The following is a 24,575-nucleotide window of genomic DNA, read 5'->3' as shown; positions in this document are numbered from 1 at the left end:
CGGGCGACGCTCTGCCCCAAAGGTCATTCTTGCGGTGAACCACGGGCCGGAGTGAGAGTAGGGCGTTCGTCCCATCGGCCAGGAGGGCATATGCAGGCGTCGCATCCCGCAGTTGTTTGGGCCAAGGCGGTCGTGGTGATCGCGGTGCTGTTCGCTGCGCTGTCCGTGCGCGACCTGGCTTTGATGGTGGGCCTGAAGATTCCCGGCTTGCCCATGTCGTCCTTCGGCGGCTCCAGCATGGACAACCTGCTGGCGGTACTGTTGGCGCTCGTTGCCTTGCTGGCCTTGCGGTCGCGGCGGACCGGGCCATCGGTTCGGCGCCTCTTGGGTCTGCACTCGAACGGATGGAAGGCGCCGCTGCTGGTGCTGCTGGCCACGCTGCCGTTCTGGATCGGATGCGCGGTCACTGGCCAGTTGCAGGCGACCATCGACTGGCGGGACATCCTGTTTACGGCCTTGTTGTTTCCGCTGGCCGAGGAACTGGTGTTTCGCGGCTTCGGCTTCATTTTCGTACGTCGCGGCCTCGGGTGGCGGATGCTGCCGTCCGTGCTGGTGCAGGCCCTGGTGTTTGGCTGGGTGCATTGGGTGGGCATGCAGGACAGTGAGCTGGCTTTGCAAGTCTTCGCCATCACCTTCGTCGGCGGCATCGTGTTCGCGGTGCTCGATGCGATGGATGGTTACACGCTGTGGTGCGGCCTGATCTTCCACTGCTCGCTCAATGCCGCGTGGGATGTCTTCGATGTGGCGCCATCGGCCGCGACCGGCTGGCTGGGGAATGGCCTGCGTGTCTTTAGCGCGTTGCTGGCCATCGGGATGGTCTGGATGCTGCGGTGTCGGCAGGTGCAGGCAGGGCCATCAACATCGATGCCGGTTTCTGCATCCCGATAATCGGTACGATGAGTCACGCATCTCTGGGGAATGCATCCAATGACAACGCTCAAGCGTGACGCGCGTATTGCCGGTCTCATCTACCTGGCACTGACGATCACCGCGCCATTCCGGCTGATCTATATCCCGAACACGCTTTTTGTCCACGACAACCCCGCCGCGACGGCCGGCAATATCGCAGCGCACGAGTTGTTGTTCCGGCTCGGCATCTTTGGCGATCTGCTGACCGGCGTGATCAGCCTGTTGCTGACGTTCACGCTCTACCAGCTGTTCAAGGGCGTCAACAAAACCTTGGCAGGGCTGATGTTCGTGCTGGGCTTCATGGATACGCCGCTGTATTTCTTCAACGTGCTCAATGATGCGGCGGCACTGCTGCTGGTCAAGGGCGGCCCGATTCTGGCAGCGTTCGAGCAGCCCGAGCGCGAGGCGCTCGCGGCGCTGTTCCTGCGCCTGCACGGCATGATGATTTCGTGTGCCGAGATGTTCTGGGGCTTGTGGCTGTTCCCGCTGGCGCTGCTGGTGATCCGCTCGCGCTTCCTGCCGCGCTTTCTGGGCTACTGGCTGATCCTCAACGGCTTCGCCTATCTGGCTTTGTGCGTGACCGGCGTGGTGTTGCCGGCGTACGAAGACCTCATCTCGAAAGTGGCTTTCCCGCTCCAGCTGGGCGAGCTGGCCTTCGTGTTGTGGATGGTAGTGATGGGGGCGCGGCCGCGCGGCGATGTTGCCGCGGTGCCTTCGACCTAAGGCGTCGGCTCGCATCGCAAGGTCTTGACCCTGTCTTACGGCACTGGTCACCCGGTGCCGCATGACGCATCTATGGTGTTTCGCCCGCGCGATAGCCGGTCGAGTCCCATGAGTCCCTGCGTGAGAGTGTCGATGAATCCTGATTTGGCTGTACGAGGTCGTTTCGCCCGTGTGGGGCGTGGAGCTGCGTGGTGCGCAGCGGGTGTGTTCGCGCTGGGCCTGGCCTTGTCGCCGTGGTCCGCCATGGCCGCCGAAGGCAAGGATGCCAAGCCCGCGGCCGAAGCCGCCGACAAGAAGTCCGACAGCGACCTGCCGCCGCTGCCCGCCGACAAGACCATCAAGCAGAGCGTGCGCGTAGGCGGCCGTACGCTGTCCTACGAGGCGACCGTGGGCACCATCGAGGTGCGCAACGCCAAGGGCAAGAAGATCGCCGACGTGGTCTACACCTCGTACGTGGTGCCGGGCAACGACCCGCACCGTCCGGTGACCTTCGCCTTCAACGGTGGTCCGGGCGCGTCGTCGGTGTACCTCAACATGGGCGCCATTGGTCCCAAGCGCATTCAGTTCGGCGTGGATGGCGATGCGCCGTCCGATGCGGCGATCACCAAGGACAATCCCAACACCTGGCTCGACATGAGCGACCTGGTGTTCATCGATCCGGTCGGCACGGGCTTCTCGCGTTCGCTGGAAGACGATGAGCAGACCAAGAAGGATTTCTACTCCACCGAGGCCGACATCAAGTATCTGTCGCGCGTGGTGTACGACTGGCTGGTCAAGCACGGCCGCCTGCGCGCGCCCAAGTACGTGATGGGCGAGAGCTACGGCGGCTACCGCGCCCCGCGTATCGGCTATGAGCTGCAGACGCGCATGGGTGTGGGCGTGAATGGCCTGGTGATGGTGTCGCCGTATCTCGATCCGGCCGCCATCGGCGATGGCGATGCCTTGTCGCCGCTGCCGTGGATGATCAACCTGCCGTCGATGACCGCGGCGCGCCTGGAAAGCCAGGGCAAGCTCACGCCGGCGGCGATGAACGACGTCGAGACCTATGTGCGCACGCAGTTCGTCACCGACTTCCTGGCCGGCCGTTCGGACCCGGGCGCGATCGGTCGCATGGTGCAGAAGGTGTCGGCGTATACGGGCCTGGATCCGGCCGTGGTGTCGCGACTGGATGGCCGTGTCGACATCGCCACCTACCTGCGCGAAATCCATCGCAACGACAAGAAGATCGGCAGCGTGTACGACTCCAACGTCACCGCCTTCGATCCGTTCCCGGGCTCGGCCGATCGCCAGTCGGGCGATCCGATTCTCGAAGCGCTGCTGGCGCCGACCACCAGCGCGATGGTGGATTTCGTGACACGCGAAGTGGGCTGGAAGACGGACGCGCACTACGAAGCGTTGTCGTACGCCGTGAACAAGGCCTGGGATCGCGGTAACGCCGACGACAAGCCGGTGGCGGACCTGCGCAAGGCGATCGGCAACGATCCGAACATGAAGGTGCTGATCGTGCACGGCTACAACGACTTGTCGTGCCCGTTCTTCACCTCGCGTCTGATCATCGACCAGATGCCGACGTTCGGCCAGGCGCAGCGCGTGAAGCTGGCGGTCTATCCGGGCGGCCATATGTTCTACAGCCGTCCGGGCAGTGCCGAATCGTTCAAGGCCGACGCTGCCACGCTCTACCGCAGCAGCAAGTAAGCTTATCGATGCACCAGAGCGGGCCGCGCCTCTCAAAGGAGCGCGGCCTTTTCTTTGCGCCGGCCAGACTCAGAGCAGTGTGTTGTCCGGCTGGCGCACGATGTAGCCGCGCGCCTTGAGCTTGGCCAGATAGCCGTCCGTCGACAGCAACTGCTCCATCGACAGCACGGCGACCGTCTGCCGGTTGCGGATCAGCGCGGCCTCGGCGGCATTCATCCAGGCCGACTCGATGCGCTGGGGCAGGTCGGGAATATTGAGCTGCTTTTCGAAATCGCCGTTGATGGCCGACACGATGCAGGGCTCGTAGTTCTTTTGCGGCATCAGGCTCTGCAGGGTCTTCATGTCGCCGGTGGCCCAGGCGTTGGCGCGCTGGGTGAGCTTGGGCATGTCGTGCTCGACCAGTTGCATGGTCTCGTCCAGGCAGGCGATGCCATTCTGCTGGTCCTGGTCGATGCTGGTACTGGGCGGCGCCCGCGTGACCAGCAGTTCATAGCGCACGGCGATCACGCGGTTGCCATGCTTGCGCGCGAGCTTCTCCACCATGGCGGCCACGTCGATCTCGTTGCTCAGGTCGTCCTTGGCCAGCGCTTTCTCATAAAGCTGCTGGGCGACGATCATCGGGCGCATGAATTCCAGCGCATCGTCGTCTTGCAGATACTGATGGCGCAGCGCCAGCCAGCGCGTATACATCTCCGGCGGCAGCAGGCGCTGCAAGGTGGCGCCGCCCGGATTGAGCTTGGCCGACGGCTGCAGGGCAAGCCGGGAAAACAGGCTCGACGGCATCTTCAGGCGTGCGGAAGGGGCTTCGAGCAACTCCGATGAGCGGCCCAGCGCTTCCTCCAGTTTGGTCCATTGCCACTCTGCGTGTTTGGGCAGCGGCGACAGCGTGCCGACGATCCACAACACATGGTCGCCGCGTCGCACTTCCCATAACTCAGGGCCGGGTTGCTCGCCGCGTACGGTCACCGTCTGCAAGTCGACTGCGGCCGCTGGCGCGGGCGTCGTGGCGGCGGGTGTGGGGATGTTCTGCGCCTGCGCGCCGCTGATAAACAGCAACGCGCCAAGCCATAAGGCAGTTCTTGCGTGCATCCGGCAAGCTCCTTGAAAGGACGCGACGGCTAAAGCCCGCCAAGGCGGGCTCCCTGTTGCCATGATAGCCGTGCTTGCGACGCCCGATGCGGTGCGCGGAGGCGGCCATGGCCATCCGGCGTGGACGGTCGGTGCACTCCGGAGGGAGCCGAAACGACGCCTTAGCTACCTAAACGCTCAAAAGACCTGGCGGAAGACAATGTACAAGCCGCCGGCCAGCAGGATCGAGGCGGGCAGGGTGAGGATCCAGGCCATCAGCAGGTTGCGCACGGTGGCCCATTGCAGGCCCGAACCGTTCGCCGCCATGGTGCCGGCCACGCCCGAGGTGAGCACGTGGGTGGTGCTGACCGGCAGGTGGTACATGTCGGCCGCCTGGATCAGCGTCATGGCCACCAGCTCGGCGGATGCACCCTGCGCATAGGTGAGGTGCTCCTTGCCGATCTTCTCGCCCACCGTCACCACGATGCGCTTCCAGCCCACCATGGTGCCTAGGCCGAGCGCGAGCGCCACGGCCACCTTCACCCACGGCGGGATGAACTGGATCGCCTGCGTGCCCAGTCCGCGCCAGCTGGTGAGCGTGGCGGTCTGCTCCTTGCTGAGGCCCGGCTGTGACAGCACCAGCGGAATGGCGGCGTTGGCCAGGTAGATGTCGTTGCGCACGTTGCCCATCTGTTCCGGCGGCACCGACTTGAGCGAGGTGCGATTGCCGACTTCATGGTCGATCTGCGCGATCAGCTGAGCCAGCGCAGGCGCCGTGCTGGGCTGGGCCGTGCGCTGCTGCACGGCGGTGGTGATGACGGCGCGCGGGTCGCCGTCGAAGGTCACGCTGCCGGCGAGGCTGCCGAGCACATGCTGCGTATCCACCGACACCTGGTGGAAGGTCTTCACTTCGCCACCCGACACCGCGCCGTTCAACGCGTACGCCGTAGGCACCGTACCGATCAGGATCAGCATGATCAGGCCCATGCCTTTCTGGCCGTCGTTGGAGCCGTGGCTGAAGCTCACGCCGGTGCAGGTGAGCACCAGCAGGGCGCGGATCGGCCACGGCGGCGGCTTCTTGCCTTCGGGGGCGCGATAGAGCGCGGGAATCTTCACCAGCGCCTTCAACAGGTACATCAGCAGGCCGGCCAGCAGGAAGCCGGCGATGGGCGAAAACACCAGGCCGCGGAACACGTTCATGGCGGCATCCCAGTTCACGCCGCTGGTGCCGCTGTGACCGGAGATCAGCTGATTGGCCAGGCCGACACCGATGATCGAACCGATCAGCGTGTGCGAGGAGGAATTGGGCAGGCCGAAATACCAGGTGCCAAGATTCCACAGGATCGCGGCAATCAACAGCGCGAACACCATGGCGAAACCCGCCTGTCCACCCACCTGCAGGATCAGCTCCACTGGCAGCAGCGAGACCACGGTGAAAGCCACCGCGCCGGAGGACAACAACACGCCGAGGAAGTTGAAGGCACCGGACCAGATCACCGCCATATTGGCCGGCATGGAGTTGGTGTAGATCACGGTGGCCACCGCGTTGGCGGTGTCATGGAAGCCGTTGACGAATTCGAAGCCCAGCGCGATCAACAGCGCGACGCCGAGCAGGAGAAACGGTGCCAGCGATTGGGAGCGGACCGCCGAGAGGTCCTGCACCAGATGGAGTCCGGCATAACCGGCGCCGATCAACAGGATCACCACGAAGATCAACGCAAACAGTCGACCCGATCCCTGGCGTGCTGGTGCGGCGGAGACGACTGCGGCTTCGGTCTGCATGACATGCCCTCGGTGTCGGTCTCCCGCAAGCTAAGCACTGGCGCAAGACAGATACGTGACAGTCAGAGGGCGGTCCGCCGCGCCTGCATCGGTCAACGCAAGGGCGCGGCGGCTGGCCGGATGAGTCGGGAAATCAGCGCTCGCGCATGACCATGAGACGCACCTCGGTCATGTCCTCGATGGCCCAGCGGATGCCTTCGCGGCCGATGCCGGAGAGCTTCACGCCGCCATAGGGCATGTTGTCGACGCGGAAACTCGGCACGTCGTTGACAACGACGCCGCCTTGTTCCATCTCGTTCCAGGCGCGCATGGCGTGGGCCAGGCTGTCGGTGAAAATGCCGGCCTGCAGACCGTATTCCGAATCGTTGACCAAGGCCACGACCTCGTCGAATTTCTTGAAAGGCGCGAGCAGGGCGAACGGACCAAACGCTTCGTTGCGATAGGCCTTGGCGCTGGTGGGCACGTTTTCCATCAGCGTGGCCTCGAGCATGGCGCCGTTGCGCTTGCCGCCGCACAGCAGCTTGCCGCCGGCCTTGCGCGCTTCCTCGATCCAGCCCTGCAGGCGTTCGGCAGCTGCCTCGTCGATCATCGGGCCGAGAAAGGTGTCTTTCTTTTTTGGATCGCCGGCCTTGAGCTTTTTCACGGCGGCCACCAGGCGCTTTTTCACTTCGTCATACAGCGACTCGTGGATGTAGATGCGCTGCACGCTGATGCAGCTCTGGCCGGACTGATAGAGCGCGCCGAACACCAGGCGGTCGATCACATAGTCCATGTGCGGACCTTGATCCGCATCGACGATGCACGCGGCATTGCCGCCCAGTTCCAGCGTCACCTTCTTGTGGCCGGCGCGGGTTTTCAGATCCCAGCCGATCTGGCTGCCGGTGAAGGAGAGCAGCTTGAAGCGCGGATCTTCCACCAGCGGATTGGCATGCTTGCCATCGAGCGTGAGCACCGAGAACGCGCCCTTGGGCAAATCCGTTTCGGCCAGCACTTCGCCGATGATCAGCGCGCCGATCGGCGTGCGCTCGGCGGGCTTGAGCACGAAAGGGCAGCCGGCGGCGATGGCCGGCGCGACCTTGTGCGCCACCAGGTTCAGCGGAAAATTGAACGGCGTGATGAAAGACACCGGTCCAAGGGGCACGCGCCTGGTGTAACCGTGATAGCCGTCCAGACGCTTGGCGATCTCCAGGTTGATCGTTTCGCCATTGGTGCGCACGGCTTCTTCGGCGGCGATGGTGAAGGTCTCGATCAGGCGCTGTACTTCGCCGTCGGAATCCTTGATCGGCTTGCCTGCTTCCACGCACAGCGCATAGGCCAGTTCTTTGCGTCGCTCCTGGAAGCGTTGCGCGCAATGCTGCAGCACCTGTTGCCGCGCCCAGGGCTTGAAATCCTGCATGGGTCGGGTGGCTTTCACCGCGGCGGCGATGGCTTTCTCGGTGGCCTTGGCATCGGGTACGCACACGCGCGTGGCGACCTTGCCGCTGTATTTGTCCAGCACGTCCATCATTTCCTTGGACGTCTGCGGCTGGTTGGCGAGGTAATACGGATAACTCTTGGCAAGCATGGATGACCCCGATCCGTGGATGCTCAGACGGCGGCGCTGAGCTTGGGAATTTCTTCGTTGAGAATGCGGTGATTATCGGAATAGTCGATCATCAGATCGATCAGGTGTACACCGCCGGCGTTGAAAGCGCGTTCCAGCGTGGGCAGGAATTCCTCGGCGCTGCCGGGGCGATGGCCGCGTGCGCCATGGGCTTCGGCAAAGGCGACGAAATCGGGGTTGCCAAACACCATGCCGTAGTCGGCGTAGCCCATCTCGGCCTGCTTCCACCGGATCATGCCGTAGGCGTCATCGCGCAGCAGCAGGATCACCAGGTCCTGTTTCAGGCGCACACAGGTTTCCAACTCCTGCGCATTCATCATGAAGCCGCCATCGCCGCAGATGGCGAGCACCTTGCGCTCGGGATAGACCATCTTGGCCGCCATCGCCGAGGGCAGGCCGGCGCCCATGGTGGCGAGCGCATTGTCCACCAGCACGGTGTTGGGCTGGCGCGCACGGTAATAGCGCGCGTACCACAGCTTGTACATGCCGTTGTCCAGGCATAGCACGCCATCGTCGGGCATGAAGCGGCGCGTGTCGTCGACCACGCGCACCGGGTGCATCGGGAAACGGTTGTCGCAGGCGTGGTCTTCCAGTTGCTTGTGGAACGCGTCGCGCACGCGATCGAAATAACTGAAGTCCCAGTGCTCCTGCGCCTGCAGCGCATCGGTGAGGCGTTCGATGGTGTGCGCGATATCGCCTACCACTTCGATCTGCGGGAAATAGACCGCGTCCACTTCTGCGCTGGAAAAATTGATGTGGATGACGGTGCGGCGGCCCTTGCGCATGAAGAATGGCGGCTTTTCCACGACGTCGTGGCCAACGTTGATGATCACGTCGGCGGCATCGATGGCGCGATGGACGAAATCGCCATCGGAGAGCGCCGCATTGCCAAGCCAGAGCGGGTGATCTTCATCGACCACGCCCTTGCCCATCTGGGTGGTGAAGAACGGAATGCCCAGCTTGTCGATGAAGTCGCGCAGCGCCACGGTCGTGCGCTGCCGGTTCGCGGCAGCGCCAATCATCAGGATGGGATGCTTCGCGCGGGTGATCGCTTCGGCGGCTTGCACCAGTGCCGCATCGTCCGGTGCAGGGCGGCGCGCATATTCGGTGGGCAGCAGGACGGCGTCTTCGACGGTGTCGCGCGCAATGTCTTCCGGCAGCTCCAGATGCACAGCCCCGGGACGTTCTTCCTCGGCGCGACGAAAGGCTTCGCGAATGCGGGCCGGTATGGTCTGGGCCGATACGATCTGGCGTGTGTACTTGGTCAGCGGCTGCATCATGTCGACCACGTCGACCAGCTGGAACAAGCCCTGCTTGTGCTCGCGGATCGGCTTCTGGCCGGTGATCATCATCATCGGCATGGCGCCGAGTTGGGCGTAGGCCGCGGCGGTGACCAGGTTGGTGGCGCCAGGGCCCAGCGTCGCGAGGGCGACGCCGGCTTCGCCGGTGAGCCGTCCCCAGGTGGCGGCCATGAATCCGGCGGCCTGCTCATGGCGAGTCACGATAAGGCGAATGGAGGAGTCGCGTAGTGCTTCGACGAAGTCGAGATTCTCTTCGCCCGGCACGCCGAAGATGCTGTGCACGCCCTCGGCTTCCAGTGCTTTCACGAACAGTTGCGCCGCCTTCATGCCTCGCTCCTCGTGCTGAAGGCGCTGAGCATGCGGCAGGGATCGTTCACGTCGCGTGAGGCGGTGACGCGCCCGGGACGCGGCTAGCGCTTGCTGGTGGAATCATCCTTGCGCACGACCAGGGGCAGCTCGCCATCGGCAAGTCGTGCGCGTAACGGCGTGCCTTCATCGATACCTTTGGACGATCGCACCACCACGCCGTTTGCATCGAAAATAATCGAATAACCGCGCTCCAGCGTGGCCAGCGGGCTGATCGCATGCAAGGCGCGGCCGGCTTGTCGCAAGTTGAGGCGTTCGCGTTCCATCCTGCGTTCGATGGTGCTCAGCAGGCGCTGACGCAACTCGCCGAGGCGACGCTCGATCAGCATCAGGCGCAGTCGCGGATGTTGTGCGAGCAGTCGCGCATGGGTGCGCTCCAGCGCGTTGCGTCGCCGCTGCGATTGTTCGCGCTGCACGCCGAGCAGGCGCCGATGCAGATGCAGCAGTCGTTCGCGATCGCGCGCCAGCCGTGCCTGCGGGCGCTGGGCCTGCAGGCGGGCGAGCAAGTGGTCCACCCGCTGGATGCGCGCCTGCAGGCGACGCTGTTCGAGCGTGCTCAGTCGCTGCTGAAGTTGCTGCAGATGGCGACGCTGGGCGATCGCATCGGGCACCAGCAGTTCGGCTGCGGCCGAGGGAGTAGGCGCCCGAAGGTCGGCCACGAAGTCCGCGATGCTGAAATCRATTTCGTGACCGACCGCGGACACCACCGGCACGGCGCTGGCATAGATCGCCCGCGCCACCTGTTCGTCGTTGAAGGCCCAGAGATCTTCCAGCGATCCGCCGCCGCGCGTCAGCAACAGCACGTCGTAGCGCCCGCTGTTCGATGCCTTGCGCAACATCTGCACGATGGCTGGCGGCGCTTCGCGACCTTGCACGGGTACGGGCAGTACATCGACCTCGGCCAGCGGCCAGCGTCGCGACATCACGCTCAGTACGTCGCGGATGGCCGCGCCCGTGGCCGAGGTAATGACGCCGATGCGCCGCGCGTAACGGGGCAGGGCACGCTTGCGTGCCGCGTCGAAGAGGCCCTCGGCATCCAGGCGCGCCTTGAGCTGTTCGAACTCGCGCTGCAAGGCACCTTCGCCAGCGGGCTCCATATGTTCGGCCACCAGCTGGAATTCGCCGCGCGGCTCATACAGGCCCACCCGTGCCCGCACCAGCACATGCATGCCGTCGGCGGGGCGGAATTTCAGCCAGGTGCTCTTGGGCCGGAACATGGCGCAGCGCACCTGGGCGCCGGCGTCCTTCAGGGTGAAATAGATATGTCCGGAAGCGGGGCGGGCGACGTTGGACAGCTCGCCTTCGATCCAGATCAGCGGCAGCGCATCTTCCAGCAGGTCCCGCACCAGCCGGTTGAGCGTGCTGGGCGTGAGGATGTGGCGCGGCGGACCGGCCTGGTCGTTGCTGGTGTCATCTGGCGAGCGCATGAAGGGGTGAGCCTAACATGAGTTCCGGCTGGCGAATGCAGGGATTACATCCGCTTGGGTCACTTAGCGCAGCCTGGGACTCAGGCATGCGGTCTATCTATATGGTTCTGCTTAAGTTCATGCTTGATCATCCGGCTCGCCGGCCAGCTGCTGGTGCCGACGCCGCGTGCGCCAGGCCCGGATGCCGAAGTTGAGCGCGAACCATGCGGCCACCACACCCAAGGGCCAGGCAATCACGGCGGGCCACAGGATAGCCACCACGGCGATCACTGCAAGCGCCAGGGTGCCGATGATCAGCGGCCCGGACGCGGTGTCGCCCAGCACGCGCCGATCGGTCAGGGCGGCGCCCACCGTATTGGCGATGCGCAGCGCGCCGGCCGCCGCACGCCCCGAGCTGCCGCCGACATGGCGGGGACGCTGCGCAGGCCGGGTATGGCTTTGCACATGCTCGCCCTGGCGCCGCCAGCGGCTGGGTGCCAGCACGATCTCGGTGGCGTTCTCAAGATCGCGCTCGTACTGCGTCGCCAGTTGTTCGGCAAAATCGGTGTCTTCGAACGCCACGTCGATCTCGCGATTGCTCAACCAGCTGGCGACGTTGAGGTTGGATGAACCCACGCGCGACCACAGACCATCGGCCACGGCGGTCTTGGCGTGCAACATCGAGCCATTCCACTCGAACACGCGCACGCCGGCTTTCAGCAGGGGGCGGTAACCCGAACGCGACATGCCCGCCACCACGGGGATATCGCTGCTGCCGGGCACCAGCAGCCGCACGTCCACGCCATCGCGAGCGGCCGCTGCCAACGCCTGCACATACGGAGCGATGCCAACGAAGTAGGCGTCCGTCAGCCATAGCCGCTCGCGCGCCATGGCGGCGATCAGCTGGTCGAGGCGGTACATGCCGGCGGTTTGCGGTTGGGTGGCGATCAGGCGCAAGGCCACCGAACCGGCCTCGCCGGCAACAGGCGCAGCCGTGAAGGGGCCCAGCGGCGTGCCGATGCTCGACCAGCTTTCGACGAAGGCGTTCTCCAGTTCGGCGACGACCGGACCACGCAGGGCCACGCCGGTGTCGCGCCAGGGGTCCACCTGTTGCGACGGATCGCCCAGCCATTTCTCGCTGATGCACACGCCGGAAAGAAAACCATGCTGCCCGTCGACCACGAGCACTTTGCGGTGATCGCGGCTCACCCAGCCGAACGGCTTGCCCAGCTGCGGCGGGTTGAAGGAGCGCACCTGTCCGCCGGCAGCGCGCAACGGCGCCCAGAAGCGATCGCGCGACTGCCCCTTGCAGCCCAGCCAGTCATACACCACGGCCACGAACACGCCGCGTTGCGCACACGCCACCAACGCTTCGCGAAACTCCTGTCCGACCGCGTCGTCGCGAATGATGTAGTTCTCCAGCAGCACGCGCTCCTTCGCACCGCGGATGGCAGCCAGCCAGGCTTCGTAATGCGCGGCGGCATCAATCAGCAACCGGGCGTGGTTGCCCCCCATCAGGGGCGCGCCAGCGGCTCGGCTCAACGCCTGTTCGGCCAGCAGGCGTGCATGGGTGGAGGCGGTGGGTCGGTTCATGGCGTCAGTAGGGCATGCCGGCGGGTCTTCTTCAAGCCGCATTCACTTGGGCCATGCGACCAATACGCTCCATCATCCGGTCATGTCGCTCCCATGAATTCTCTGTCATGTTCGCTCCATGTCGCCTGAGCAATGCCATACCGACACCGAGGCGTGTGCGCAGCAGCTCGCTGAGCGGATCGGCCCGGATCTGCGCGTCGCCGCGCCGCTGGGCTTGGGCAAGCCACATGAACTGCTGAACGCGCTTTACCGGTTGACCAAGGCGGATACGTCGCGCTCGCTGGCCCTCTATACGGCCTTGTCGCTGACCCGCCCGCGCCCGGCGCCCGGGCTGGAAGCGCGATTTGTGGAACCGTTCTCGGAGCGCCATTTCGGCGCTGACGCCGTGGACCCCGAATACGCCGTCGACCAGGCACGCAACCAGTTGCCGTCCAATGTCGCGGTGCACGAGTTCTACATGCAGTCGGGTGCGCTCCTGCATGCGGGTGGCGCACAGCGCAATTACATCAGTCAGAACTACACCCATGTGGCGCGCGATCTTGCCGTGCAGGACATCAATCTGCTCGTGCAGCTGGTAGCGCGGCGTGAAACGCCCGAGGGCGTGCGCTACAGCCTTTCCTGCAATCCGGACCTGACCTTCGACTTTATCGATCGCGTGGTGCAGTCGGGCAAGCCGCGCCCCTTGTGCGTGGCCGTGGTGCATCCGGACCTGCCGTACATCACCGGCCACGCGGAAGTGCAGCGCGATTACTTCGACGTCGAACTGCACACCGCGACGGCGTCGCCCTTGTTTGCCGTGCCGCGCCAGCCGATCGACCTGGTCGAGTACGCGCTGGGTATCCACGCCAGCGCGCTGGTGCGCGACGGCGGTTGCCTGCAGATCGGTATTGGCGCTTTGTCCGATGCGCTGGTCTATGGCCTGCGCTGGCGGCAGGAAGACAACACGCAGTGGCGACGGGCCCTGGTTGCGCTCGACCCGCGCGGCGGCACGCACGCCCTGGCGGCACGCATGGGCGGCCTCGCGCCGCTCCGCGCGGGCCTGTACGGCGCCAGCGAAATGGTGATGGATGGCTTCATGCACCTGCAGCGTGCAGGCATCCTCAAGCGTCGCGCCTGGGACAATATGGCGATGGAACGCGCTGCCGCCTGCGGCCGGCTTTCACCCGAAACACCGGGCGGCCATTACCTGCGCGGCGCTTTTTTCCTAGGCACGCGTGAGCTCTATCGCTGGCTGGCCGAACTCGATGCGAGCGATCCGGATGCGCTGGACATGTGCCGCGTCTCCAACGTCAATCAACTGTACGGCGATCACCAGATGCTCGCCTCGCTGCAGCGGCGCGGTGCGCGCTTCTTCAACACCTGCATGATGGCGACCCTGCTCGGCTCGGCTGTTTCCGATGGCCTGGAAGACGGCGAAGTAGTCAGTGGCGTCGGCGGGCAGTACAACTTTGTGGCGATGGCGCACGAGCTGGCCGATGGTCGTTCCATTCTGTTGCTGCGTTCCACGCGGCAAGGGCGCGGCGGCGTGGAAACCAATATTCGCTGGAACTACGGGCACACCACGATCCCGCGCCATCTGCGCGATTTGTTCGTCACCGAATACGGCGTGGCCGATCTGCGCGGCAAGACGGACAGCGAGTGCATCGAGGCGATGCTTTCCATCACCGATGCGCGCTTCATCGATGCCTTGTGTGCGGAAGCGAAATCGCACGGCAAGCTCGCGGCCGATTTTCAGGTGCCCGAGCGTTGGCGCGATAACCGGCCCGAGGTTCTGAAGGAAGCGCTGGCGCCGTGGCAGGCGAAAAACCTGCTGCCGCCGTTTCCGTTCGGTAGCGATTTCACCGACGTGGAGCAGCGACTGCTGCCAGCTTTGCAGTGGCTGAAGCTACGTGGCGGCACCTGGCGCGGCAAGGCTGAAATTTTCCGTGCAGCGATGGCGCCGGGAGCGCCGGTCGGTGGCGAGGACGAAGCGCTGGATCGGATGGGACTGGCGCGTGCCAAGAGCGTCGGCGAACGACTGCAGCAACGTGTGCTCAAGGCCGCCTTGCGCAGGACGGCCTGAGTTTTCAGCTCAATGCATCAGCAGCGACAAACCCTGTTCGCGCAAAGCCGGCAGGTTGAGCAGGTGTAGACCCTGGCGATCGGCACGAACGCAACCGCGCTCGCGCAGGCGGCCGAGCAGGCGGCTCACGGTTTCCGTGGTCAGGCGCAGATGGTTGCCGATATCCGCGCGCGACATCGGCAGCGGCAGATAGTCGGCCGGCAGGCCGAGCATCACGCGTCGGTCGCGCAGATCGACCAGAAAGGCCGCAAAGCGCTCCTCTGCCATGTAGTTGCCGCTGCTCAGTTGCAGGCGCGAAATGCGCTGGCTGGCCGACTGCACCAGATGCCACGGCACCTCCGGCTGCAGGCTGGCCATATGGCGCACGGCGGGGTAAGGAAAACGGCAGAACTGCGTCTTGCCCAACGCCACCACGGCGTTGTCGTGGACTTCGCGCTCCATGGCGTCCAGTCCGATCATTTCGCCCGGCAGGTGGAAGGCCAGTACCTGCTCGCGACCGGCCACGTCCACCGCCACGGTCTTGGCCATGCCGGTCTGCACCGCGTAGAGCGCACGGAATGGCGACATCGGGCGATAGAGGTATTCGCCAGTACGCAGCGGCCCGATGCGTTCAGCTATATGACGCAATCCTGACAGCTCGGGGCGGTCGTAGCCGCTGGCCTGGCAGACGGCGGCGTGGCCGCAGCCCGCGCAGGACGGCGAGGGAGCCATGCGCTGGGCGCCGTCCTGGCGATGAGTCTGAAGCATGGGAGGGCACTCCTGTGTCGTGCGTGGGGCATGGCTTTATGATCCTCGTTCAAGTCATAGGAGTGGTTCCAATGCGCGTTTTTGCCGCATCGCATCCACCCGTGTGACGCTTGCTAGGGAGCCCCCGGCCGTTCGGGTATCCTTTGTCTGTTGCCGCCCCAGAACCATGACCTGCTTATGAGCGACTCGACTTCTACCCCGCGTCACGCCCAGTCCGCCTCGCGCCGCCCCAGCGTCGGCGTCAAGATCGGCAAGATCACGGTGGGCGGCGGTGCACCCATTGTGGTGCAGTCGATGACTAACACCGATACCGAAGACCCGGCCAGCACCGCCAAGCAAATCGCCGAGCTGGCGCGCGCCGGTTCGGAGCTGGTGCGCATCACGGTGAATACGCCGGCGGCGGCGGCGGCCGTGCCGCGCATCCGCGACAAGCTGGCCATGATGGGCGTGGACGTGCCGATCATCGGCGACTTCCACTACAACGGTCACCAGTTGCTGGAAGCGGAGCCGGCCTGCGCCGAAGCGCTGGCCAAGTACCGCATCAATCCGGGCAACGTGGGTTTCGGCAAGAAGAAAGACAGCCAGTTCGCTTCCATCATCGAGATGGCGCTGCGTTACGAGAAGCCCGTGCGCATCGGCGCCAACTGGGGTTCGCTCGACCAGAGCATGGTGGCCATGCTGATGGACGAAAACCATCAGCGCGCCCAGCCCTGGGATGCCTCGCACGTGGCCCGCGAAGCGCTGATCCGCTCGGCGCTGGATTCGGCCAAGCGTGCCGAGGACATCGGCCTGGCGCGCGATCGCATCATCCTGTCGTGCAAGGTGTCGGGCGTGCAGGAGTTGATCGCGGTGTATCGCGATATCGCCGAGCGTTGCGACTACGCCTTGCACCTGGGTCTGACCGAAGCCGGCATGGGTTCCAAGGGCATCACCGCCTCGTCGGCGGCGCTTGCGGTGCTGCTGCAGGAAGGTATCGGCGACACCATCCGCATTTCGCTCACGCCCGAACCCGGCGCGTCGCGCACGGGCGAAGTCATCGTGGCGCAGGAACTGCTGCAGACCATGGGCCTGCGCGCGTTCACGCCGCTGGTCACCGCGTGTCCGGGCTGCGGCCGCACCACCAGCGAGTTCTTCCAGGTGCTTGCGCGCACCGTGCAGGATCATGTGCGCGAGCAGATGCCGCTGTGGCGCGTGAAATACGACGGCGTGGAAAATCTCACGCTGGCGGTGATGGGCTGCGTGGTGAATGGTCCGGGCGAATCCAAGCATGCCAATATCGGCATTTCGCTGCCGGGCAATGGCGAGGCGCCGTCGGCGCCGGTGTTCATCGACGGGCAGAAGGCCATGACCTTGCGCGGCGAGCATATCGCCAGCGAGTTCATCGGCATCCTGGACAACTACGTCGCCAGCAAATACGCCAGCCGCGCCGGCTGAGCTGTCCATGGCAGCCGGTTCGAGTGAGGCGCTGATACTCGATGCATGGCACGCCAACGCGCAGGCGTGGGAACGCGCCGTGCGGGAAGGGCGCATCGCCAGCCGCAAGCTGGTCACCGACCAGGCCATCGTGGAAGCCGTGCTGTCGCGCTCGCCACGCACGGTGATCGACCTCGGCTGTGGCGAAGGCTGGCTGGCGCGGACGCTCGCCCACGAAGGCGTGCAGGTAGTGGGCGTCGATGCCATTCCCTCCCTGGTGGAAGCGGCGCAGGCGCAGGGTGGCGGCGACTTCCGCGTGATCTCCTATGACGAAGTGGCCGCGGGTGCGCTGACCGAGCGCGCGGACGTGGTCGTGTGCAATTTCTCCCTGCTGGGCGGCGCCTCGGTCGACGCGCTGCTGGCTGCCGTGCCTGCGCTGCTGGAGCCGGGCGGCGCGCTGCTGATCCAGACCCCGCATCCCCTGACGGCCGATGTGCAGCCCTATGCCGACGGCTGGCGCGAAGGCTCCTGGGTGGGCTGCGGCGAGGGCTTCGAGCAGCCTGCGCCCTGGTATTTCCGCACCCTGGGCAGCTGGGTTTCGACCCTGGAGGCAGCCGGGTTGACCCTGCTAGGCCTTCAGGAGCCCATTCATCCTCACACTGGACGGCCCGCGTCCGCTATCTTCTTGGCAGGGGCACGTCAGGGGGACGGGGATGAACAGGCATCGCGCCGTAGCGTTTCGCGCCACCGTACAGAATGATCACCAGCGGCCGTGGCTGGTGCCGCTGCCGTTTGATCCGGTCAGCCAATGGTCGACACCCGCCAGGCCGCTATGGAAATGCGGCCACGGGCATCGCGTGCGCGGCAGCGTCAATGGACGCGATTTCCGCGGCGCCGTGGTCGAGCGCTCCGGCACCTTCTGGCTGCAGCTGGAGGAATCCTATGCGGCCGTGGTCGGGCTCGTCGCCGGCCAGTTCGTCGACGTGCTGATCGAGCCTGAGGATGCCTGAGTAGTGTGCGCCGTGCGGCAACTTGGCAAACTGCCGGACGGTATGCTCGGGCCCGTGGAGCGCGCGCCGACGATACGGTAGCGGCTCGTGCAGGAGTGTCAGTGACGGTCAAACCCCAAGTTCGCATCGTTGCCATCTATGTCTCGGTGGCCTTGTTGTGGGTGCTCTTCTCGGACCGCCTGCTGCTTTCGCTCAACCTCGAGGAGCGCACCCTCAGCTTGCTGCACACCCTCAAAGGGTCGCTGTATGTGCTGGTGACGGGGGCGCTCCTGTATTGGCTGATCGACCGCACCGTTCGCCGCATGGATCGCCTCAACCATCAGCTGTTCAGCGGCAATGAGCAGTCGCTGCGCGCGCTGGTGTCGGCGATGGACGTGCGCCACAAGGAGACGCGCGATCATTCCGAACGGGTCATGCGCATGACGGTCGCGCTGGCCCGTCGCGTCGGACTCGAGGGGGATGCGCTTCGTCATTTGCGCTTCGGCGCCTTGCTGCACGACATCGGCAAGCTGGCGCTGCCCGACGCGGTGCTGATCAAGCCCGGCCCGCTGACGCCGGAAGAAACGACGCTGATGCGCACGCATACCGTGCTCGGACGCGACCTGCTGATGCGCACTGCCTTCCTGCGGCCTGCGATCGATATCCCCTATGCGCATCACGAGCGCTGGGATGGTTCCGGCTATCCGCGTGGCCTGCGCGGTGAAGAGATTCCGCTGGCCGCGCGCATCTTCAGTGTGGTCGATGTGTGGGACGCCTTGAGTTTTCCGCGCGTGTACAAGCCGGCGTGGCCGGAGCCGGAAGTGATCGACTACCTGCGCAATGCCGCGGGCGGGCAACTGGACCCCGGCATCGTGGGGCTGTTCCTGGATCACTATGACGAACTGAAGGCGATCGGACTGGAGCAGTTGCAGCTGGACTGAGGCAGGGCCCAGCGGGCTACACTGCCGCGGACGCCCGGGATGGGCTGGACAGGGGACGTTATGTTGCCGGATCTTTCGACGCTGCCCGCGTTTGCAGCGTATTTTGGTTTGGGTGTGCTTTTTCTCGTGGTGTTCTGCACCGTCCATATCTGGCTCACGCCGCAGCGCGAGATCGTGCTGATTCGCCACGGCAACCAGGCCGCGGCGATCAGTCTCGGCGGCGCGCTGACCGGTTTCGTGCTGCCCCTGGCCAGCGCCATGGCGCACAGCGTGAACCTGGTCGATCTGGCGCTATGGGGACTGGTGGCGTTGATCGTGCAGTGGCTTGCCCACCAGGCGATCCATCTGCTCATTCGCAACCTCGCCACCCAGATCGAGGAAGACAACCGCGCCGTCGCCATCTTTGCAGCCGTCGTTGCCATCGCCGTTGGCCTGATTAACGCTGCAGCGATGACCTGGTGACGGGCCATGAGCGACTTCGACAAGAACGATCCCTTGCGTGGACTTCGTGTGGGCGTGAAGCCGTCGCAACGTCCCGACGCGACGTTCCGTCCCCTGCCTGCGCGTAACCAGAAGCGCTCGCTGGCGGTACCGTTGATAGCGCTTGGCAGTGCCACCCTGGTGGGTTTGTCCGTGCTGGGGCATGGCCAGGATGTGCAGCGCAATCGCTATGGCAGCTACGAAGACTGCGTGCACGACTATTCCACCGGGCAGTGCGAGATGGATACGTCGGTGAGCGGCTCGGGCGGCCTGCACTACTACGGCCCGTGGTACCGCAGCGGTGGTGCCGGTGGCGCGCAGGATCCGGGGCCGGGACGGATGCGCAGTTCGCCGGGCAGCGTCGCATCCTTCAGCGCGCCTTCCAGTGTGGAGCTTGGCACGCGCGGCGGCTTCGGCTCGTCCGGGCGCGTTTCGGCGCGGGCGAGCTGATCGATGCAACGCGAAACCAGCGTGCCGCGCAGCGATTGGCAGCAGCGACTGGAGTCGCTGGGTTTCAGCTTCCATACCATCGATGGCCAGCCCTACTGGCGCGAGGATGTGCGTTATGTCTTCGATGCGGACGAAGTCGACGAGATCGAGGCCGCCACCAACGAGTTGCATGCGCTATGCCTTGAGGCCGTCGATCGCGTGGTGCGAACGGGGCGCTATGCCGATCTGGGTCTGGGCGATCGCGCCGCAACGCTGATCGAGCGCAGCTGGTGGGATCGCGAGCCGGCGCTGTACGGGCGCATGGACCTGTCCTATGACGGCAACTCGCCGCCGCGCCTGCTGGAATACAACGCCGACACGCCCACGGCACTGTTCGAGGCGTCGGTGGCGCAGTGGTACTGGATGGAGGATGTCGCCAGCGACGCCGACCAGTTCAACTCCATCCATGAAGCGCTGGTCGAGCGCTGGGGCGGGTTGCCCAAGGCTTCGCACGTGCACTTCGCCGCGTGTTACGACAGCGCCGAAGATGCGCTGACCTGCGACTACTTGATCGATACATGCATGCAGGCCGGCCATCGCACCACCGCATTGGACATTGAGCAGATCGGCTGGTCAGGCAAGGATTTCATCGATCTGGACAACGCCCCGATCGAGCGGCTGTTCAAGCTCTATCCGTGGGAATGGATGCTGGCGGAGCCGTTTGCCGAGCACTTGCCGCAGACGCGCCTGCGCTGGTTCGAGCCGGCCTGGAAGATGGTGCTGTCGAACAAGGCGATCCTGCCGCTGCTATGGGAATATTTTCCCCATCATCCGAATCTGCTGCCCGCCAGCCGTCGTCGTGCGGATATTCAAGGCACCGTGGTGCGCAAGCCGTACTGGGGCAGGGAAGGCGCAGGCGTAGTGGTGCTGGGCCGGGACGATGCCGGTGGCCCGACTGCCGAGCCCTGCATCTATCAGGCATTCGCGCCGCTGCCGGTGTTCGATGGGCGACATGCGCTGGTGGGCTCGTGGGTGGTCGGCGATCGCGCCGTGGGCATGGGCATGCGCGAGGACGTCGACGCCATCACGCGCAACACCAGCTGCTTCGTGCCGCATCTGTTTCGCTGAGCCGTCGACCGCGGTGGTGCCTTATTCGCGCGGCGTGCTGAAGGTGCGCCGATAGTTGGCCGGCGATACGCGATAGGCGCGCTGGAATTGCTGCCGCAGCGTGACGGGCGAGCCAAGGCCGATGTCGGCAGCAATGCGTTCCAGCGGGCGCCGCGTGGTTTCCAGCAGGCGTTGCGCCTCCGCCAGTCGTTGCGACAACAACCAATCGCCGAAGCTGCCACCGGTCAATTGACGGAAGTGGCGGGTGAACGTGCGCCGGCTCATGGCGGCCTTGGCGGCGATGGCGTCCAGATCGTGCGCTTCGTGCAGATGGCGCTGCACATGTTCCAGCAGGCGCGCCATGCGGCGGTCGGCCGGCGCCTCGGCCACGGGTTTCTCGATGAATTGCGCTTGCCCGCCGCGCCGCACCGGCGGCACCACCATGCGGCGCGCAATGCGATTGGCGACTTCGGCGCCCAGCAGCTGGCGCACCAGGTGCAGGCAGCAGTCGATGCCGGCCGCCGCGCCGGCGGAGGTGACGATATTGCCTTCGTCGACGTACAGCACGTCGGCGTCCACCTGGATCTTTGGAAACTGTTCCATCATCGGCTCCGCCCAGGCCCAGTGGGTGGTGGCGCGGCGGCCGTCGAGCAGGCCGGCATGGGCGAGCACATACGCGCCCATGCACAAGCCGACCACACGCTTGCCGCGCGCGGCGGCCTTGCGCAGGTGTTGCAGCAACGCGGCGGGAGGCACTTCATCCGGATCGCGCCAGGACGGCACGATGATGATGTCCGACTGACCCAGTTCATCCAGTCCGTAAGGCGTGCCGATGGTGAATCCCGCGGCGCTCGAAATCTGCTCGCCTTCGGCTGAGCACACGCGCAGGCGGAACGGCGAAGCACCTTCCGGCGTGGGCGACTGGAACACCGCGCAAGGCACGGAGAGATGGAAGGGGAGGATGCCCTCGAAGGCAACCACGGCGACGCGGATCGTACGCATGACCTCGATTCCAGTTGGCCCGATACCATCGATAGTTGTCCTTCGGGCCACTCGTTGGCAAGTGCCCGTCGACGCACCATGCACGCATCCCAACCCAAGGAGTTGTGCCATGTCGATTCATCCGCGCCGTGCCCTCATCGTGATCGATGTGCAGAACGAATACTTCACGGGCAATCTGCAGATCGAATATCCGCCGTCGGCCCAGTCGCTGCCGCGCATCACGCGGATCATGGATGCGGCCACCGCGGCCGGCGTGCCGGTGATCGTGATCCAGCAGGATTCACCGGCCGATGCGCCGGCGTTCGCCAACGGCAGCGACGGCTGGCAACTGCATCCTGAGATCGAGCGCCGCCATCGTGACGCGCTGTTTCGCAAGCCGTTGCCGAGCGCCTTCAGCGACACGGGCCTTGGCGCATGGCTGGAGCAGCACGCCATCGACACGCTGACGGTGGTTGGTTACATGACGCACAACTGCAACGACACCACCATCAAGCATGCCTTCGATCGCGGCATCAACGTGGAATTCGTGCAGGACGCATCGGGTGCGGTCTCCTACGCCAATCGCGCCGGCCATGCGAGCGCCGAGGAGATCCACCGCGTGTTCAGCGTGGTGCTGCAGTCGCGGTTCGCCGCCGTGTTGAGCACGGACGAGTGGTTGCAGGTCTTGGCCGATGGAGAGTCGCCGGTGCGCGAGAACATCCTCGCGTCGTATCAGGCGGCGCGGGCGCGTCAGCCCGCAGCGGCCTGATCGGTCAACTGTGCCAGGGCAGTGAACGAGGCCCAGCTGCCGGGCTGTCCCGGCAGATGCGACAACTGGGCCACGGTTCGCAGGAATTGGGCGCGGGGGTATTCCACCGCGCCCAATTGCATCAGATGACTATTGGTCACCTGGGCATCGATCCAGGGAAAGTCCCAGGCGCGCAGCAGTTTCGCCAGTGCCGTGAGCGCCAGGCGCGAGCCGCCGCTTTCGCGGCTGAACATGGATTCGCCGCAGAACAACCGGCCCACGGCGATGCCGTAGATGCCGCCCACCAGGCGGTCGTGCTCCCACACTTCCACGCTGTGTGCATGACCCATCTCGTGCAGGCGCACATACGCGTCGATCATGGGCGTCACGATCCAGGTGCCGCTCTGGCCGGGGCGTGGCGCGGCGCAAGCTTCCACCACGTCGCGAAACGCATGATCCACCGTAACCCGCCAGTCCACCTGCGCCAGCCGGCGTCGAAGCGTGCGGTTGGGCAGCAGGGTGCTGGTGTGAAAGACGCAGCGCGGATCGGGCGACCACCACAGCAGTGGCTCGTCCTCGTTGAACCACGGGAAGATGCCTTGCGCGTAAGCGGCCAGCAGACGCCGGGGCGACAAGTCGCCGCCGAAGGCCAGCAGGCCGTTCGGATCGTTCAATGCCTTGCGCGGATCAGGAAAGTGTTCGGGCCTGGTCGCGTCGAGCAGGGGCAATCGAATCATGGGGCGCGGGTCGAGGCGATACGGGATCTGCGGTACATGCTACCGGCATGAGCTTGCGGTTAGCATGCCTCACTTTCACAACTCCAGGGATCGGGCATGCTTCGTCGCTTTTGCTGGTGGATGGTTTGTCTCGCGCCCGCGGCGATGGCCTCGCCTCCTGCGCTCGATCACGCCGTGTCGACACAGATCGACAGCAATGTTCAGGCGGTGCTGCAACGCACGGGCACACCTGGCGCCACCCTCGCGATCTACCGGGACGGCGTGGCCGTCTACCGCCACGCCTATGGCCTGAGCGATCGCGAGCGCAAAACGCCCGCAACGGTATCGACGACCTACGAAATCGGCTCGATTACCAAGCAGTTCACCGCCGCGGCCATTCTTCAGTTGCAGGAAGCGGGCAAGCTCGACATCAACGCCACGCTGGCGACTTATCTGCCGGATGCGCCGCACGCCAGGGAAGTGACGCTCAGGCAGCTGCTCTCCCATACCAGCGGCATGCCGGAGTATCTGGATGGACCCGACGTCGAGCAGTGGGCCGTCAAGCCGGCATCGTTCGATCAGATCATGGCGCGCATCAAGGACAAGCCGCTGGATTTTCCGCCGGGCAGCCGCTGGTCCTATTCCAATAGCGGTTATGCGCTGCTGGGGCGGGTGATCGAAGTCACCTCGAAGGAATCGTACGAACACTATGTGAAAACGCATCTGCTGGCTGCAGCCGGCATGACTCACACGTATAACGTGGCCGACGAAGCGCAGCTCGCCGGCATGGCCAAGGGCTACCGGCACACCGACGGAAAGCTGGAGTTGGCGCCCACCATCCATGCCACCGTCGGCTGGGCAGCGGGCAACCTGGTCTCCACCGTGGATGAGCTGGAGCGTTGGAACGTGGCGCTGCGCAGCGGAAAAATCGTGCGTCCCGCCGACTACGCGCTGATGACGACGCCTGCGCCGGGCAGCACGGATTACGGCCTGGGTCTGTTCATCGACACGCTCGATGAGCAGCCGCGCATCGGCCACACCGGTGGTTCGTTCGGCTTCACTACGTCCAATCAGTATTTCCCGAAGCAGGACGTGCAGATCATTGCCTTCACCAATAACGGCGACAATCCGGAGCCGGGCCAGATGCTGGTGACCGCCACGTTCGAGGCCTTGTATCCGCAGATCGCTGCGACGGCACGCAAGCCTGCGGCTGGCGAAGATGCGGCGACGACGGCCGTGGTGCACAAGGCGTTCAGCCAATTGCAGCGCGGCGACCAAGACACCTCGGCCTTCGGCGACAAGTTGAAAGCGAAGCTGGCCGCCGGCCTGTCCGGTCGCATGGCCAGGCAGCTGTCGCCGTTCGGCGAGCCGTCGTCCTTCATCTTCAAGGGGCAGCGTCACGACAAGGACGGCACCTGGAACGACTACCGGATCGATTTCGGCCCCGGCAACAGTCTTCCGTTCGGTGTGAGGCTGGATGCCGACGGCAAGGTGGTCGGCATCTCCATCGGCTAGG

22 protein-coding genes are annotated in these 24,575 nt (G+C 65.1%); 13 read left to right on the top strand and 9 right to left on the bottom strand.

All coding sequences use genetic code 11. The features are described 5' to 3' along the window. The first annotated feature begins 90 nt into the window (after positions 1–90). The 3 genes from AB4Y82_RS09205 (at position 91) to AB4Y82_RS09195 (ending at position 3,327) form a co-directional block, all read left to right on the top strand. A complete protein-coding gene (locus AB4Y82_RS09205) occupies positions 91–888 on the top strand; it encodes a CPBP family intramembrane glutamic endopeptidase (RefSeq protein WP_441611246.1) in 798 nt (265 codons plus the stop codon). A gap of 39 nt (positions 889–927) precedes the next feature. Next, positions 928–1,632, top strand: coding sequence for a DUF4386 domain-containing protein (locus AB4Y82_RS09200; RefSeq protein ID WP_441603266.1), 705 nt, complete (start codon positions 928–930; stop codon positions 1,630–1,632). Positions 1,633–1,764: 132 nt separating this feature from the next. Continuing rightward, positions 1,765–3,327: a S10 family peptidase gene (locus AB4Y82_RS09195; protein ID WP_441603267.1), complete on the top strand. Its 1,563-nt coding sequence runs from the start codon at positions 1,765–1,767 to the stop codon at positions 3,325–3,327. Positions 3,328–3,396: 69 nt separating this feature from the next. Here the strand turns inward: AB4Y82_RS09195 and AB4Y82_RS09190 are convergent, their stop codons facing one another. From AB4Y82_RS09190 to AB4Y82_RS09165, 6 genes are all read right to left on the bottom strand, one after another. Beyond that, complete coding sequence (locus AB4Y82_RS09190) at positions 3,397–4,416, bottom strand: TraB/GumN family protein (protein WP_441603268.1); 1,020 nt, start codon at positions 4,414–4,416, stop codon at positions 3,397–3,399. Positions 4,417–4,593: 177 nt separating this feature from the next. After that, positions 4,594–6,177, bottom strand: coding sequence for an inorganic phosphate transporter (locus AB4Y82_RS09185; protein WP_441611245.1), 1,584 nt, complete (start codon positions 6,175–6,177; stop codon positions 4,594–4,596). Positions 6,178–6,310: 133 nt separating this feature from the next. Then, positions 6,311–7,741 carry an aldehyde dehydrogenase family protein gene (locus tag AB4Y82_RS09180; RefSeq protein WP_441603270.1) on the bottom strand — a complete coding sequence of 477 codons (1,431 nt, stop codon included), beginning with the start codon at positions 7,739–7,741 and terminating at the stop codon, positions 6,311–6,313. A gap of 23 nt (positions 7,742–7,764) precedes the next feature. Further along, entirely contained in the window at positions 7,765–9,408 is a 1,644-nt protein-coding gene (locus tag AB4Y82_RS09175) for an acetolactate synthase large subunit (protein ID WP_441603271.1), read from the bottom strand. 83 nt (positions 9,409–9,491) lie between these two features. Next, entirely contained in the window at positions 9,492–10,874 is a 1,383-nt protein-coding gene (xseA, locus tag AB4Y82_RS09170; protein WP_441603272.1) for an exodeoxyribonuclease VII large subunit, read from the bottom strand. Between the two features lie 117 nt (positions 10,875–10,991). Then, entirely contained in the window at positions 10,992–12,446 is a 1,455-nt protein-coding gene (locus AB4Y82_RS09165) for a phospholipase D-like domain-containing protein (protein ID WP_441603273.1), read from the bottom strand. A 118-nt stretch (positions 12,447–12,564) separates the two neighbouring features. On the opposite strand from AB4Y82_RS09165, the gene AB4Y82_RS09160 reads away from it, so the two are divergent. Then, positions 12,565–14,508, top strand: coding sequence for an acetyl-CoA hydrolase/transferase C-terminal domain-containing protein (locus AB4Y82_RS09160; protein ID WP_441603274.1), 1,944 nt, complete (start codon positions 12,565–12,567; stop codon positions 14,506–14,508). A gap of 9 nt (positions 14,509–14,517) precedes the next feature. On the opposite strand, the gene AB4Y82_RS09155 is transcribed toward AB4Y82_RS09160, so the two are convergent. Beyond that, positions 14,518–15,255, bottom strand: a complete 738-nt coding sequence (locus tag AB4Y82_RS09155) for a Crp/Fnr family transcriptional regulator (RefSeq protein WP_441603275.1) — start codon at positions 15,253–15,255, stop codon at positions 14,518–14,520. Positions 15,256–15,432: 177 nt separating this feature from the next. On the opposite strand from AB4Y82_RS09155, the gene ispG reads away from it, so the two are divergent. From ispG to AB4Y82_RS09120, 7 genes are all read left to right on the top strand, one after another. Next, complete coding sequence (gene ispG, locus AB4Y82_RS09150) at positions 15,433–16,689, top strand: flavodoxin-dependent (E)-4-hydroxy-3-methylbut-2-enyl-diphosphate synthase (RefSeq protein WP_441603276.1); 1,257 nt, start codon at positions 15,433–15,435, stop codon at positions 16,687–16,689. 7 nt (positions 16,690–16,696) lie between these two features. Then, on the top strand, positions 16,697–17,428 hold the full coding sequence (locus tag AB4Y82_RS09145; RefSeq protein WP_441611244.1) for a class I SAM-dependent methyltransferase: 732 nt from the start codon (positions 16,697–16,699) through the stop codon (positions 17,426–17,428). Continuing rightward, positions 17,382–17,678 carry a DUF1905 domain-containing protein gene (locus tag AB4Y82_RS09140; RefSeq protein WP_441603278.1) on the top strand — a complete coding sequence of 99 codons (297 nt, stop codon included), beginning with the start codon at positions 17,382–17,384 and terminating at the stop codon, positions 17,676–17,678. Before AB4Y82_RS09145 ends, AB4Y82_RS09140 begins: the two co-directional genes overlap by 47 nt. A 101-nt stretch (positions 17,679–17,779) precedes the next feature. Then, positions 17,780–18,598, top strand: a complete 819-nt coding sequence (locus tag AB4Y82_RS09135; protein WP_441603279.1) for an HD-GYP domain-containing protein — start codon at positions 17,780–17,782, stop codon at positions 18,596–18,598. A 60-nt stretch (positions 18,599–18,658) separates the two neighbouring features. Beyond that, the gene (locus tag AB4Y82_RS09130) at positions 18,659–19,060 is read left to right on the top strand and encodes a DUF350 domain-containing protein (protein WP_441603280.1); all 402 of its coding nucleotides are present in this window, start codon (positions 18,659–18,661) and stop codon (positions 19,058–19,060) included. Between the two features lie 6 nt (positions 19,061–19,066). Then, a complete protein-coding gene (locus AB4Y82_RS09125) occupies positions 19,067–19,528 on the top strand; it encodes a hypothetical protein (RefSeq protein WP_441603281.1) in 462 nt (153 codons plus the stop codon). Positions 19,529–19,531: 3 nt separating this feature from the next. Beyond that, positions 19,532–20,635 (top strand): glutathionylspermidine synthase family protein, encoded by a 1,104-nt coding sequence (locus AB4Y82_RS09120; protein WP_441603282.1) that lies wholly within the window; start codon positions 19,532–19,534, stop codon positions 20,633–20,635. 21 nt (positions 20,636–20,656) lie between these two features. On the opposite strand, the gene AB4Y82_RS09115 is transcribed toward AB4Y82_RS09120, so the two are convergent. Then, complete coding sequence (locus AB4Y82_RS09115) at positions 20,657–21,616, bottom strand: GlxA family transcriptional regulator (RefSeq protein ID WP_441603283.1); 960 nt, start codon at positions 21,614–21,616, stop codon at positions 20,657–20,659. Positions 21,617–21,725: 109 nt separating this feature from the next. On the opposite strand from AB4Y82_RS09115, the gene AB4Y82_RS09110 reads away from it, so the two are divergent. Continuing rightward, positions 21,726–22,364, top strand: coding sequence for a cysteine hydrolase family protein (locus AB4Y82_RS09110; protein WP_441603284.1), 639 nt, complete (start codon positions 21,726–21,728; stop codon positions 22,362–22,364). Here AB4Y82_RS09110 and aat read toward each other — a convergent pair. Beyond that, positions 22,346–23,080, bottom strand: coding sequence for a leucyl/phenylalanyl-tRNA--protein transferase (aat, locus tag AB4Y82_RS09105; RefSeq protein ID WP_441603285.1), 735 nt, complete (start codon positions 23,078–23,080; stop codon positions 22,346–22,348). The genes AB4Y82_RS09110 and aat overlap by 19 nt on opposite strands. Positions 23,081–23,176: 96 nt before the next feature. On the opposite strand from aat, the gene AB4Y82_RS09100 reads away from it, so the two are divergent. Beyond that, the gene (locus tag AB4Y82_RS09100) at positions 23,177–24,574 is read left to right on the top strand and encodes a serine hydrolase domain-containing protein (protein WP_441611243.1); all 1,398 of its coding nucleotides are present in this window, start codon (positions 23,177–23,179) and stop codon (positions 24,572–24,574) included. The last annotated feature ends 1 nt before the right edge of the window (position 24,575 follow it).

The organism is Dyella sp. 2YAF14, assembly GCF_052114725.1.
In the GTDB taxonomy this organism is placed as follows: domain Bacteria; phylum Pseudomonadota; class Gammaproteobacteria; order Xanthomonadales; family Rhodanobacteraceae; genus Dyella.
This window is presented reverse-complemented; position numbering and strand designations above follow the sequence as displayed.